Origin of the sequence: Eggerthella guodeyinii (assembly GCF_009834925.2) — a bacterium.
Lineage (GTDB): Bacteria > Actinomycetota > Coriobacteriia > Coriobacteriales > Eggerthellaceae > Eggerthella > Eggerthella guodeyinii.
Genome location: NZ_CP063310.1, coordinates 1,277,265 through 1,290,032 on the forward strand (window position 1 = coordinate 1,277,265; position 12,768 = coordinate 1,290,032).

The following is a 12,768-nucleotide window of genomic DNA, read 5'->3' on the forward strand; positions in this document are numbered from 1 at the left end:
AAGAGCCCCGGCGAATCGCCGGGGCTCTTGCGTGCTCGTGCGCTGGGGCGGGGCGCGCTAGTTGCGGCGCGCCTTGCGGCGGCGGACGGTTACCGCCAGCGTGCCGGCTGCGGCGGCCGCGAGCGCGGTCAGGGCCGCCAGCGCGCCGCCCAGCGCGTCGCCGGTGGCGACGGGGGAGCCGCCGATGCTCGTGGGCGTGGCGGGCGTGCCCGGCGTCGCGGGCGTGCCGGGCGTCTGCGGGGTGCCCGGCGTGGTGGGCGGGTTCGGCTCGACCGGGGTGACGGGCGGCTCGACGGGCGGCTCGTCGGCTTTGTTGGTCAACGTCAGGGTGAGCGTCGTGCCGTCTTCCGACAGCGCGCTCTCGGTGCTGACCAGCTCGAAGCCTTCGGGCACCGTCTCGGTGGCCGTGAACGCGAGGTTGCGCATCCCCACGTCGATGGGCAGCTCGGTCTGCCAGCCGCCTTCGGCGGTGAGGGTCACCGTGCCCGAGTCGTAGCGCTGCTGGCCGTCCTTGTCGGTGCCGGTCACGCGCACGTCGAGGCTTGTCGGGAGCGTCGCGGTGCCGGTCCAGGCCTTCTTCACCACGATGTGCGCCACGCCGCCGGTGTACGTGTTCGTGATGGTGCTCACGCCGTCCTCGGTGGTGACGGACGAGGCGTATCCGGGAGGCACGGCAACCTCCTCGGCGGTGTAGGTCGTGTCGTCGTCGGGCAGGTCGGTCCAGGTGTGGCGCCACCCGTCGGCCTCGGTCAACGTGACCGGGTCGCCCCAGGCGCGGCCGTTCTGGAACAGCTGCACTTCCACGCTGCCGGGCAGCGGGGTGTCGGAGTCGTTCACCCACGTCTTCTCGACCGAGAACGAGGTGGTGGGCACGACGATGCGGTTGGTGATGGTGGCGCTGCCGCCCGGGAACCCGATTGCGTCGTCGATGGAGGGCGCGTCGGAGTCGTACTTCGGCAGGGCGTCGGGCTCGTACACCGTGTACACCGACCCGTCGTCGGGCAGGTCGGTCCAGGTGTGCGACCAGGCGCCGCTCGCGTCGACGATGACGTGCGGGCCGTAGGGCACGCCGTCCTTGAGCAGCTGGAAGCTGACGCTGGACGGGCGGGAGCCGCGGCTGTTGTCGTTGTCCTCCCACGCCTTGGTGGCGGTCAGGCTGGTCACCTTCTGGTTCTGCAGCGAGAACGTGAGCACGGTGCCGTCGTCGGACAGCGTGGTGCTCGTGCCGATCTGCCGGTAGCCGTCGGGCAGCACTTCGGACAGCTCGAACGAGAGGTTGCGCATCCCCACGTCGATGGGCAGGTCGGCGCTCCAGCCGTTGTCGGGGGAGAGCGTCACCGTGCCCGAGTCGTACTTCTGCTCGCCGTCGGCGTTCGTGCCGGTCACGCGCACGTCGAGGCTTGCGGGCGCCTGCCCGCCGAGCCAGTCCTTCTTCACCAGCACGTGCGCCACGCCGCCCGTGTACGTGTTCGTGATGGTGGCGCCGTTCTCGTCGGTCATGGTGGTGGAGGTGTACTGCGGCGGCATGGTCACCTCGTCGACCGTGTAGGTCATGCCCTGGGAGGGCAGGCCCGTCCAGGTGTGGCGCCAGCCGCCGGCCTCGGTGAGGGTGACGGCGCTGCCGTAGGCCTCGCCGTTCTGGTACAGCTGCACGTCCACGCTGCCGGGCAGCGGGGTGTCGGAATCGTTGACCCACTCCTTCGCGACGGTGAACGAGGTGGTGGGTATCAGGGCGTTCGTGATCACGGCCTCGCCGTTCTCGAAGCCCACGGCGCTGCCGGCGGACGACGCATCCGAGGTGTAGCCGGGCAGGTCGGTGGTCTCGTACACGGTGTAGACGCTGCCGTCGTCGGCCAGGCCGTTCCACTGGTACGACCAGTTCGTGTCGGGGCCCACGGTGACCAGGTCGCCGAAGGGCGCGCCGTCCTTGAGCAGCTGCATCTGCACGCTTGCCGGGCGCTGTCCCGACGCGTCGCCCCCGTCGACCCAGGCCTTCGTCACCTTGAGATCCATGAGCTTCTCGTTCGTGAGGGTGAACGTGAGGGTCTTGCCGTCCTCGGACAGGCTGCTCGTCGAGTCGAGCTGGCGGTAGCCCTCGGGCACGACTTCGGACACGTCGAAGGTCAGGGTGCGCATGCCGACGGCGATGGGCAGCTCGGCACGCCAGCCGCCCTCGGCGGTGAGGGTCACCGCGCCCGAGTCGTACTGCTGCTGGCCGGCAGCGTTCGTGCCGGTTACGCGCACGTCGATGCTGGCCGGCGTCTGCGTGCCCGTCCACTCCTTCTGCACGACGATGGAGGCCACGCCGCCCGTGTAGGTGTTCGTGATGACCGCTTCGTGCTCGTTGTTCGTGATGTTCGCCTCGTAGTCGGGCGGCACGGCGGTCTCGAGCGCGTAGTACGTTACCTCGTCGCCGTTGGCGTCGGTCGTGGGCAGGCCGAACCAGGTGTGCTGCCAGCCGCCGGTGCCGTTCAGGGCGACGGGGTCGCCGTAGGGTTCGCCGTTCTGGTACAGCTGCACGTCGATGCTGGCGGGCGTGCTTCCGAGCGGGGTGCCCACCCACAGCTTCATCGCCGTGAACGACATGGTGGGCGGCAGGGTGTTCGTGACGGTCGCCATGCCGTCGGTGAAGTCGGCCGCGTTGTCGGGGGAGTCGGCCGAGGAGGTGTACTCGCCCAGGTCGGACGATTCGTACACCTTGAACGCGGAATAGGAACCGTCGTCGACGAGGTCCTTCCACGTGTAGGACCAGTTGTTCTCCTCGCTGAGGATCACCGGGTCGCCGAAGGGCTGGCCGTCCTTGAGCAGCTGCATCTCCACGGTGGTCGGGCGGATGCCCTGGCTGTTGTCGTCATCGTCCCACGCCTTCGTGACGGTGAGGTCGATCACCTTCTGGTTCGTGATGGTGAACGAGAGGGTGGACGTGCCGTCGCCGTTCGGCGTGAGCTTGTTCGCGTCGCCGATCTGGCGGTAGCCGTCGGGCAGCGTCTCCTCGATGGAGAACCACAGCGCCTGCTGGTCGGGCGTGAGGTTGTCGATGGTGGCCTTCCAGTTGTTGCCGGCGTTCAGCACGAAGTCCTGGCGGAACTGCACGTTGTCGGCGGCGTCGCGCCCGACGACGGAGATGGGGAGCTCGGCGGGGGGCTGCGTGCCGCTCCACTGCTTCTCCACCTCGACGGTGGTCACGTTGCCGGTGTAGGTGTTCGTCAGCTCGATGGACCAGCCTTCGTCGTTGTCGCCGGCGATGGCCTCGGAGGGTTGGTAGCCCTCGGGCACGTTGGCCTCGCGGACGGTGTAGCTCTTGTTCGGGTCGAGGCCGGTCCAGGTGTAGGTACCGCCGTCTTCGCCGCCGACCGTCGGCGCGGTGAGCGTCTGCGTGTCGATGACCGTGCCGTCGGCCAAGAGCTCCACGTCGATGGAGGAGGGCAGCGGGGCGGCATGGTTCGCGCCGTGGTCCCACGTCTTGTGCACGGTGAGCTTCGTGGGCACGTCCATGAGCTTGAACTGGAAGTTCTGCAGCACGATGGGGGTGTCGTGGTAGGCCCAGATGTCGAGCGCCGTCTGGTCGCCCGCGCGGTTCTGATAGGCCATCGCGCCCTGGGAGGACGTGTCCACGCCCGTCACGCTGTGGTCCTGCGTGTCGGCCACGGCCCAGTTCGACATGCTCCACGGCGGCGTGACGTCGCCGGCGTTCGAGGAGCTGTTGTTGTAGTACACGGTGGAGTCCACGGGCGTGCCGTCGGCTCCCAGGCGGTGGATCTTCACGCCGTCGTAGTTGTTCTCCACGTCGAGCAGCGGGAAGTGCACCTCGCCGCCCTTCAGCTTGATGGCGACGTTGTTCAGGTCGTACGTGCCGGCGGGCACCTTGACGCCGTTCGCGTCGAGGCCGTCCCAGGCGATGGTGTTCGTGCCGTTCTTCACGAGCGTGTTCGACAGCGTCACGGTGTTGTTGTCGCCGAAGCTCAGCGTGATCTCGTACGAGGTGGCCGCCACGTCGCCCACGTCGAACGAGAACGTGCCGCCCTCGCCCACGAAGCCCTCGTTCGCCTTGAGCTCGGGCGCGGCGGGGTTGGGGCTGGGGTTGCCGGTGAACGTGAAGTTGCTGATGGCGTTCTCGCCGTCGGGCGTGGCGATACCGAGCGCGGCCAGCACCTCGGGGTCGGTGGGGTTGTTGAAGAACAGCTTGTAGGTGCGGTCGAGGTCGTTCGTGGGCGCGTTGTTGAGGATGACGCCGTGCTCGGCCAGGTCGGACAGCGCGTTGTTCTGCGAGCGCACCGAGTGGTACAGCGAGCGCGTGGCCGCGCGGTCGTCGAGCGAGCCGTCGAGCAGGCCGCGGTTGTTGGCGAAGAACACGAAGCCGAACGGGTCCATGCCGTTGAAGTCGATCTCGTAGTGGTAGTTGTCGTCGGTGACGGCGAACATGTGCGACTTGAGGATGCCCGCCTTGTCGAAGTTGTTGCCCATGTTGAGGAACAGCTTCTGCGTGAACACGCGGCCGTTCTGCGCGCCGTCGCCGTTCGACACGGTGATGTCCCAGGCCGCGACGCTGCCGCCGGCCTGCGCGGCCGACGTGAAGGCCCGGTCGTCGGTGGTGAGGTAGGGCTGCGGGTTGCGGCTGGACAGCGACTGCGAGTAGAACTTGAACAGGTAGACGCCGCTCTTCTGCGCGGTGAACGTGAGGGGCGCGTAGCCGTCGCCGTCGGGGCCGGTGGGGCCGCCCGTCTCGCGCGCGACGCTGCCGATGTAGCCGGCGGTCCCGCTGTCGGCGGTGGCGGCGCCGTTCACGTCGTAGGTGGTGACGCGCGTGTCGCGCGCGCCTTGGAAGTAGGGGTAGGCGTGCGAGTTGCCGGTGCCGGCGCTGTCCTTCTGCTCCTGCACCCAGTCGGGGTCGCAGACGACGATGTCGCACTGGTTGAGCGCGGCCAGTTCGGCGTCGGAGAGATCCGTGCCCATCTTCTCGTTGGTGAACCGGGCCACGGCGTCTTTGACGCTCGTGCCGAACGAGACGGTTTCCCCTTCCTTCACGTACACGTACAGCTCGGTGAGCCGGCTCTCGCCGGCGGTCGAGGCGTTGTATCGTTCGGTGTAGGGACGGTAGCCGCCGTGCGCGACCAGCTCTTTCGATCCCTCCGCGTGGGCGGGGGGAGGAGCCAGCAGCACGAGGGCCAGGGCCGACAGCGCGATGACGAGCGCGACGAGCAGTCGTCGGGCGTGCGCCGCCGGATGGGATCGGGTGGTCATGTTCATAGAGTGTCCTTGCGTACGTGCGGGTAGGTGCCGTGCAGTATAATTCGCCCCCTCATCGAATCGTTTTCCTGCAAACGGCGCGTTGGGAGGGTGTAGGCGAGACGTGAGAAAACGGTCTCGGGCGTCAGGAAGCGGCGGGCGAAACGTTGCCGTGCGGTAGGAAGGGGCGGCCGGGACGTAGGGGGGAGGCGCTTGTGGGGACCGCGTGTTTCAACCGGTACCTGTTGAAAGGGTGTTGACTTTCTGCCGGTACCGGTTTATCTTTCAAACGGTACCGGTTGAACTAACGGCGCGCAGAGAAAGGACGCACGCTATGAATAGAAGCATGGAACTGTACGAAAAGCTCACGGTGGTGCAATGGCTGCTGCAACGCCAGCGCCACCGCGTCCGCGCGGAGGCCGGCCCCGTGGTGGACCCCTCCTGCGGGCAGGGCAGGATCCTCGCGATGCTCAAGCTCAAGGACGATATCAGCACGAAGGACCTGTCGCACGTGCTGGGCATCCGCGTCTCGTCGCTCAACGAGATGCTGGCGAAGCTGGAGAAGGGCGGCTACGTGGAGCGCCACCCCTCCGAGGAGGACAAGCGCGTCATGCTCGTCACGCTGACCCAGAAAGGGCGCGACGCCGACCAGGTGGAGGCCGCGCCGACGGGGGTGTTCTCGTGCCTCACCGACGAGGAGCAGGAGCAGATGGCCGCCTACCTCGATCGGCTGATCGCCGCGCTCGAGGAGTCGATGGGCGAGGACGGCCGCGAGTCGCTCGAACGGGCGCGCCGCCATCGCGACGAGGTGCTCTCCTTCATGCGCGGCAACGCCGACGGCCCCGCGGGGCGCGGCGGCCCGCAGGACTTCCCGTTCGGGCTCGGCGGCGCGTTCGGCCCGCGCGGACGCGACCGCCGCGGGCGTCGAGGGTGCGGCGACGAGGGCGGCCAGGCATGACGGCCGTCGTCGATGCGGCGCTCGCCCGCCCGATGGAGCTGGCGTGCGCGGGCACGTGCCGCCAGCTGCAGGAGGCGCGCCGGATCAACTCGTCGTTTCGCTTCGCGCGCCGCGAGGACATCGGCCTGATCAGCGATCTGCGGTGCGCCCAGTCGCTCGAGTACTGGGGCATGGACCCCTCCTTCGACGCCGGGGCGTTCCGGCGGGCCACGGAGGCGTACCTCGAGCGGAACCTCGGCACGCGCATCCTGTTCGGCATCATCGAGGACCGCGCCGAGGTGGCGTCGGTGTCGGGCCTCGAGATGAACGACCGGCTGCCCACGCTCGGCTCGGCGGGCGAGGCGTGCGGCGCGGGCGAGCGCAGCGCCACCATCGTGAGCTGCTACACGCCGGCCGCGCATCGGGGGCACGGCTACATGGGCCAGATGCTCGATATCTGGATGTCGCTGGCGACGCTGCTCAACGTGGACGCGCTGTACCTCGAAAGCCACAACCCCTCAATGCAGCGCATGGCGGAGAGCGACGGGTACCGCCTCGTGTCGAACAAGTACAAGCTCTCGTTGGAAGGCGGTGCCGCGTATGGCGAAGCGATCGGAACCTCGGCGCGAATCGGACTCGATGAGCGACGCGAAGCTGCTGCTGCGCATCGCCTCGGGTGAGGTGGACGTGCACGAGCTGGCGGCGGACCGCGACGACGCGCGGAAGGCCGAGAAGCCGCATCGCGGCCTCGGCAAGCTGTTCGGCCGCTGCTAGCGCGCCGCGCTTCAGCCGACCTGCTCGAGTGCGGACGCGCTGAGCAGCCTCTTGAAGTTGAGCAGCAGCAGGGTGGCGCACAGCGTGACGGACAGCACGTCGGAGACGGGCTCGGCCAGGTAGACGCCCATGGCGCCCAGGAAATGCGGCAGCACGAGCGCGAGCGGGACGAGCAGCACGATCTTGCGGACGCACGCCACGACGAGGGCGAGCACGCTCTGCCCCAGCCCCATGAAGATGGACTGGACGGCCATCTGGATGCCGAACAGCGTCATGCCCGCGAAGAAGACGGGCGCCACGTCGCCCACGAGCCCCACGAGCCGGGCGTCGCTCGTGAAGACGCCCGCCACCGCGGCGGGGAACAGGATGACGAGCAGCGCGCAGGTGCCCTCGAAGGCGAACGACGCCCCGATCAGCCGCTTGCAGGCGCGTTTCACGCGGTCGAACAGCTGCGCCCCGTAGCTGTAGCTGATGATGGGCTGCACGCCCTGCGTGAGCCCCTGGACGGGGACGAACAGCAGCTGCATCATGCTTTGCAGGATGGTGAGGGCAGCCACGTGCAGATCGCCGCCGTAGGCTTGCAGCGTGGAGTTGAGCACGATGATGATGAGGCTCTCGGTGGCCTGCATGAAGAACGGCGCGCCGCCGAGCGCGAGGATCTTCTTCACGATGGCGGCGCTCGGGCGCGCCAGCCGCGCGCTCAGGCGCAGGGCGCTGCCGGCGCTGCGGAAGTACGCCACGGTGACGACGGCGCTCACGCCCTGGGCGATGACGCTGGCCGCGGCCGCGCCCTGCACGCCCCAGCCCAGCACGAAGATGAACACCGGGTCCAGCACGATGTTGAGCACGGCGCCCGACGCCATGGCCACGAGCGCGCGCTTGGAGTTGCCCTGCGCCAGCACGAAGGGGTTGAGGCCTAGGTACGCCATCACGAAGAACGTGCCGGTCAGGTAGATGCCCAGGTAGGACGAGGCGTAGGGAAGCGTGGCCTCGCTCGCGCCGAACATGAGCAGCAACGGGTCGCGCAGCGGGTAGATGACGACGAGCAGCGCCACGGCGAACAGGGCCAGCAGCACGACGGTGTTCTGCAGGATGCGCTCCGCGTGCTGCACGTCCCTGCGGCCGAGCGCGATGGACGCCAGCGGTGCGCCGCCCGCGCCCGCGAAGGCCGAGAACGCGCTGACCAGCATGATGAGCGGAAAGGCCACGCCCACGCCGGTGAGCGCGTCGGTCCCCACGCCCGCGATATGCCCGATGAAGACGCGGTCGACGATGTTGTACAGCAGGTTGATGACCTGCGCCACGATGGTGGGCACGGCGAGGCGCACCATGAGCCGCCCCAGCGGCTCGGTGCCGAGGAACGATTTGTCGCTGCGTTCCGGTTCGTCCATGATCCTTCATTCCCAACGCTTGGTAACCCCGTGCAAGAGCGTAATCATTCGCGTTGCTCGCGTCAATCGCGAAACGCCGCTTCTGCAGGGCGGGCCGCCTTCGCGGGGTCGTCGTCGGGGCCGGCGACGCAGGACGTTGACGACGCGCTCCCGTGCCGACAGGGAATCGTTCGGCTGCGCGAGTATACTTTGCTCATGTCAAAAGCCGTTGCTCTCCGTCGTTCCGAAAGGACGCTTATGGCTCCGATTCGCGCCTATATGAGATCGCATCCGCTGCTCGTGGCCGTGCTCGCCCTCGTCGCAGGGTTGGCGGGCATCTGGCTCGTGCCCTCCGACGCGACCTTGGCGGGCATGGTGCCCGTACGGGTCGGGTTGTCCGTCGTCATGTTCGCCGTGTTGGGCATCGTCGCCGGTCTCGGCGCCATCGAGCCCTCGTCCGAGGGCATGGCCTTCGCGTTTCGGAAGTCGGCATACCTGCTGGCGCTGGCGCTGGCCGCCGGCGCGTTGGCTGTGGCGACCGCCTTGGCAAGCGGGAGCCCGTTGGTTCCGAATTGGCCCTGGCAGCTCGCGTCGGCGTTCGTGCTCTGCTTTTTCGTCGGCATGTTCGAGGAGGGGCTGTTCCGCGGCATCGTGCTGGGCGCCCTGCTCGCGCGCATGGGGCGCACGCGTGCCGGCGTCCTGGGCGCTGCCGTCGTCTCGTCGCTGCTGTTCGGCGTCGTGCACGTCATGCCGTTCGTCATCGGCGGCCAGGTGAGCGATGCCCTGGGCCTCGCTCAGGCGGTGCTCAAAACCCTGCAGACCGGCATCGTGGGGCTGCTGATGGCCGCGGTGTTCGTCAAGACGCGGAACATCTGGACCGTCGTGCTCGTGCACGGCTTGAACGACCTGTTCGCCATGGTGGCCGAGGCCCTGTTCGCCGGCACCGTTTCGACGCAGTACGTGAACGCCGATCCGACTGCGGGGCTCGCGTCGGTCGTCGTGTACCTGGTGTTCCTCGTGTTGTACGTGCCCGTGCTCGTGTCCGCCGTGCGCATGCTCCGTCGGGTCGAGGTCCCCTGCCGCGGCCCGTTCGCGGACGATCGGCCGCAGGAGGCGGAGCGCCGGGCTGCCTAGGCGCGCGGCAAAGCCGTTTCAGCGTGGGCGGCGTTTCCCGTGCGAAATCGGGCGGTTTGCGCGCGATTTCGGCGGCGGGGCGGGGCGCGTCGAGGGCCGGATGCGGCCTACAATGGTGCGAGCTTGAGAAGAAGGGGGCTCGCATGGAGCGGAGATCGTGGAAGAAGCTGGGCGCGTGCCTGTGCGGCGCGGCGCTGGCCGGCGCGCTGTGCGCGGGCTGCGCCGCCGAGGGCGCGGCGGAGGCGCCGTCGCTCGTCAACGGGGTGACTGATCGGCAGGAAGTGGTGTACTGCCTGTACTTCGGCCTCACCGACAAGGACACGGGCGCGCAGGAGCTGACCATGGCCGAGGCGAAGGACCTCCTCGTGCCGCTGTTCGTGGAGGCGGGCTCGGGCTACACCGTGTACGAGGCCGAAGGCGGCTACGCGCTCGAGGACGGCACGGTCGTCCAGAACGACACGCTCGTCTTCGACAGCACCCACGGTGACGAGCAGGCCGTCAAGGGCCTCATCGACCGCGCGAAGCAGGCGCTCAACATCGAGAGCGTCTACTGCGAGTCGAAGCTGGTCGGCTACCGCATGTACGGCGGCGTGCTCGCGGGCGTCTCCTAGGCGCCGAAGGCCGCGACGAGGGCCGTCTTGCCGCGCGCGTGCTCGGCGACGACCTTCCTGATGGCCTGCGGGGCCTCGCCCAGGGGGAAGACGCCGTCGAGCACGGGGCGCACCTGCCCGCCGTCCAGCGTCCTCGCCAGCCAGTCCAGTCCCTGCCCCCTGATCGACGCGTAGACGACCGAGGTCAGGCGCCTTCCGCTCCCGATCGAGAGGATCGGCCCCAGCAGGCCGTCCACGATGGCGCGCCCTTCTCCGCCGACGAACACGGAGGTGCCTCCGTCGACGAGGAGGCCCTTGATCGTCGGCAGGGGGCAGTAGCCGTTCACGGCGATCACGGCGTCGTACCCGTCGCCCGCCTGGGCGACGTCGTCCTTGCGGTAGTCGACGACCCGGTCGGCGCCCAGCTCGTAGGCCAACTCGACGTTGCGGGTGCCGCAGACCGCCGTGACGGACGCCCCGTGAGCCTTCGCTATCTGCAGCGCGAGGTGCCCGACGCCTCCCGAGGCCCCGTGCACCAGCACGCTCTGCCCCGCGCGCACGCCCGCCTTCCTGACGGCCGCCAGCGCGACGCTTCCGGCGACGGGCAAGCAGGCCGCCTCCTCGAAGGACGCGCCCGCGGGCTTGAGCTCCAGCATCCCCTCGTCGGCGCACACGTATTCCGCCCAGGCCCCGCGGTCGCGGACGGGAAAGCCGAACACCTCGTCGCCCTTCTTGAACCGGGTCGCGCCGGCGCCGACCTCCACCACCACGCCCGCGACGTCGTTGCCCGGGACCTCGCCGACGATGCCGAGGGCGAACTTCCCCATCGCCTTCATGACGGGGGAGAGCGTTCCCTGCTCGATCTGCTGCGCGAACTGCTTGGTCTCGGTCACGTTGAGGGATGACGCCCGAACCTCGACGAGCACCTGCCCGTCGCCGGGGACGGGGCGCGCCACCTCCTGCTCCTGCAGCACCTCGGGTTCCCCGAACTTCGTGTACACGATTGCCTTCACGTCGCATCTTCCTTTCGATGTCACACTTGTAACCTTTCCGGCTTCGGACTATAGTGACGGGGCTGTTCTCGGTCAACGAATCCGGCCCAAGTGCCGCAATGCGAGGGAAGGTGTGACGCCCGTGTCGACGGAAAACCCACAGAAGGCCCGGTCGCGGGCCGAGATGACGGCGGCCTTGGTCGAGCTGCTGGGCGAGGTGCCGTACCGGCAGGTCACGGTGACCATGCTCGCGGCGCGCTCGGGGTACTCGCGGCGCACGTTCTACCGGCACTTCGATTCGGTCGACGCCGTTATGGAGGGGCTCATGCGCGGCCTCGGCGCCGAGTTCTCCGCGCGCGCGATGGACGCGCTGGACGAGGGAAGGAGCTTTTCCGATCTCGCGCAGGCGTTCTTCTCGTTCTGGCGCGAGCGCGCCGGGCTGCTCGCCCTCCTCGAGCGCAACGACCTCATGCACCTCGTGTCGCGCTGCTTCTGGCCGGGGTTCCGCGCCGACATGCTGGGCGATGCGGGGAAGGGCACGGGCTTGGAGTACGGCTACCGGTTCATGGCCGGCGGCATGTCGAGCATGCTCGAGCAGTGGGTCGAGGAGGGGTGCGCCCGCTCGCCCGAGGACCTGGCGCTCATCGCCGGCCGCATGGCGGACCACCTCGCCGCTGGGTGAGGTTGCCTCCCGTAGTTGGAGCGGGGTCTGCAGGCGACCTTCCTTCTCGGTGCCAGGTCGGCACGTCCGCGGCAGCCGTTCGCCATCCGGCGGCAGACGGTTGATGGCGTGTCCTCTTCTTCCTTGCATGCGCAGGCACCCCCCCTCAATCGACTTATCGTTGCCAGCTGCTACAATGAAGCCATGATTGCCTCTGCAAACATCGTCTTCTTTTCGGGAACGGGCTGCACTGCCCAAAGCGCCCGTGCCCTGAAAGACTCGCTTGAAAAACTCGACATCGGCGTGCGGGTCGAAGAGTTGCGGGGTCCGATAAGCGGTACGCCTGCGATCGACGAGGACGTGCTGATCCTCATGTATCCGCTGTACACGTTTAACGCCCCGCTGCCGATATACGAGTACGTCGATCACCTGGAAGGTGCGAAAGAGCAGAAGGTTGCGCTTGTCCCCGTTTCGGGAGGCGGTGACGTTGCGCCCAATCGCGCATGTCGCTTGGGAATCCGTCGGGAGCTTGAGCGAAAAGGGTACGCCGTCGTCTACGAATCGATGATCGTCATGCCCTGCAACGTTATCGTGTGCACTCCTGAACCGGCAGCTAAAGCGCTGCTTGAAAAGCTTCCCTCGCGATGCGATGAGATTGCTCGCGATATCTCGAAGGGGGTCGTCCTTCGAATAGACCCTCCTCTGACCGATAGGCTTTTTTCGAAAATTGGAGATTGGGAGAAAGGCTATTGGGGCAGGATACGGTTTAGCGAGAAACTGGCCGTTTCCGACACCTGCGTCTCGTGCGGTCTGTGCGCTCAAACGTGCCCTCGAAAAAACATTGACATGGTCGAGGGGCTACCACGGTTTAGGGACGACTGCGTTATGTGCCTCAACTGCATATACGGCTGTCCAGAAAAAGCGATATCGGCAGGGTGCGGGTCTTTTCTGGTGCTGAAAAATGGTTTCCGCTTGAGCGAATACCGCACGGCATCGGCTGTTGATGAGGAGCGTATCGTTCCCCTCCTCAAAGGTGCGCTTTGGAAGGGCGTCAGACGGTATCTTTTCGGGTAGCGTTTATTTG

10 protein-coding genes are annotated in these 12,768 nt (G+C 67.8%); 7 read left to right on the forward strand and 3 right to left on the reverse strand.

Annotation, left to right across the window (positions count from 1 at the left end):
- Positions 1–57: 57 nt before the first annotated feature.
- Positions 58–5,247, reverse strand: a complete 5,190-nt coding sequence (locus tag GS424_RS18045; RefSeq protein ID WP_160943136.1) for a Cna B-type domain-containing protein — start codon at positions 5,245–5,247, stop codon at positions 58–60.
- Positions 5,248–5,572: 325 nt separating this feature from the next.
- Here GS424_RS18045 and GS424_RS05155 point away from each other — a divergent pair, with 325 nt between their 5' ends.
- Genes GS424_RS05155 through GS424_RS18050 form a run of 3 tightly spaced genes read left to right on the forward strand, consistent with a single transcriptional unit; the run spans position 5,573 to position 6,937 of the window.
- A complete protein-coding gene (locus tag GS424_RS05155) occupies positions 5,573–6,184 on the forward strand; it encodes a MarR family winged helix-turn-helix transcriptional regulator (RefSeq protein ID WP_160943135.1) in 612 nt (203 codons plus the stop codon).
- Positions 6,181–6,843, forward strand: coding sequence for a GNAT family N-acetyltransferase (locus GS424_RS05160; protein WP_160943134.1), 663 nt, complete (start codon positions 6,181–6,183; stop codon positions 6,841–6,843). Before GS424_RS05155 ends, GS424_RS05160 begins: the two co-directional genes overlap by 4 nt.
- The gene (locus tag GS424_RS18050; protein WP_255466617.1) at positions 6,803–6,937 is read left to right on the forward strand and encodes a hypothetical protein; all 135 of its coding nucleotides are present in this window, start codon (positions 6,803–6,805) and stop codon (positions 6,935–6,937) included. Before GS424_RS05160 ends, GS424_RS18050 begins: the two co-directional genes overlap by 41 nt.
- A gap of 11 nt (positions 6,938–6,948) precedes the next feature.
- Here the strand turns inward: GS424_RS18050 and GS424_RS05165 are convergent, their stop codons facing one another.
- Positions 6,949–8,328 carry an MATE family efflux transporter gene (locus GS424_RS05165; RefSeq protein WP_160943133.1) on the reverse strand — a complete coding sequence of 460 codons (1,380 nt, stop codon included), beginning with the start codon at positions 8,326–8,328 and terminating at the stop codon, positions 6,949–6,951.
- Positions 8,329–8,565: 237 nt separating this feature from the next.
- Between GS424_RS05165 and GS424_RS05170 the strand changes: the two genes are divergently transcribed.
- Together GS424_RS05170 and GS424_RS05175 are read left to right on the forward strand one after the other, a co-directional pair.
- A complete protein-coding gene (locus tag GS424_RS05170) occupies positions 8,566–9,441 on the forward strand; it encodes a CPBP family intramembrane glutamic endopeptidase (RefSeq protein WP_160943132.1) in 876 nt (291 codons plus the stop codon).
- A 143-nt stretch (positions 9,442–9,584) separates the two neighbouring features.
- A complete protein-coding gene (locus GS424_RS05175) occupies positions 9,585–10,052 on the forward strand; it encodes a DUF3574 domain-containing protein (RefSeq protein WP_160943131.1) in 468 nt (155 codons plus the stop codon).
- Here GS424_RS05175 and GS424_RS05180 read toward each other — a convergent pair.
- On the reverse strand, positions 10,049–11,044 hold the full coding sequence (locus GS424_RS05180) for an NAD(P)-dependent alcohol dehydrogenase (RefSeq protein ID WP_160943130.1): 996 nt from the start codon (positions 11,042–11,044) through the stop codon (positions 10,049–10,051). The two genes, GS424_RS05175 and GS424_RS05180, sit on opposite strands and share 4 nt — an antisense overlap.
- 121 nt (positions 11,045–11,165) lie before the next feature.
- On the opposite strand from GS424_RS05180, the gene GS424_RS05185 reads away from it, so the two are divergent.
- Together GS424_RS05185 and GS424_RS05190 are read left to right on the forward strand one after the other, a co-directional pair.
- Positions 11,166–11,705 carry a TetR/AcrR family transcriptional regulator gene (locus GS424_RS05185; protein ID WP_160943129.1) on the forward strand — a complete coding sequence of 180 codons (540 nt, stop codon included), beginning with the start codon at positions 11,166–11,168 and terminating at the stop codon, positions 11,703–11,705.
- Positions 11,706–11,720: 15 nt separating this feature from the next.
- On the forward strand, positions 11,721–12,758 hold the full coding sequence (locus GS424_RS05190) for an EFR1 family ferrodoxin (RefSeq protein WP_160943128.1): 1,038 nt from the start codon (positions 11,721–11,723) through the stop codon (positions 12,756–12,758).
- Positions 12,759–12,768: the final 10 nt, after the last annotated feature.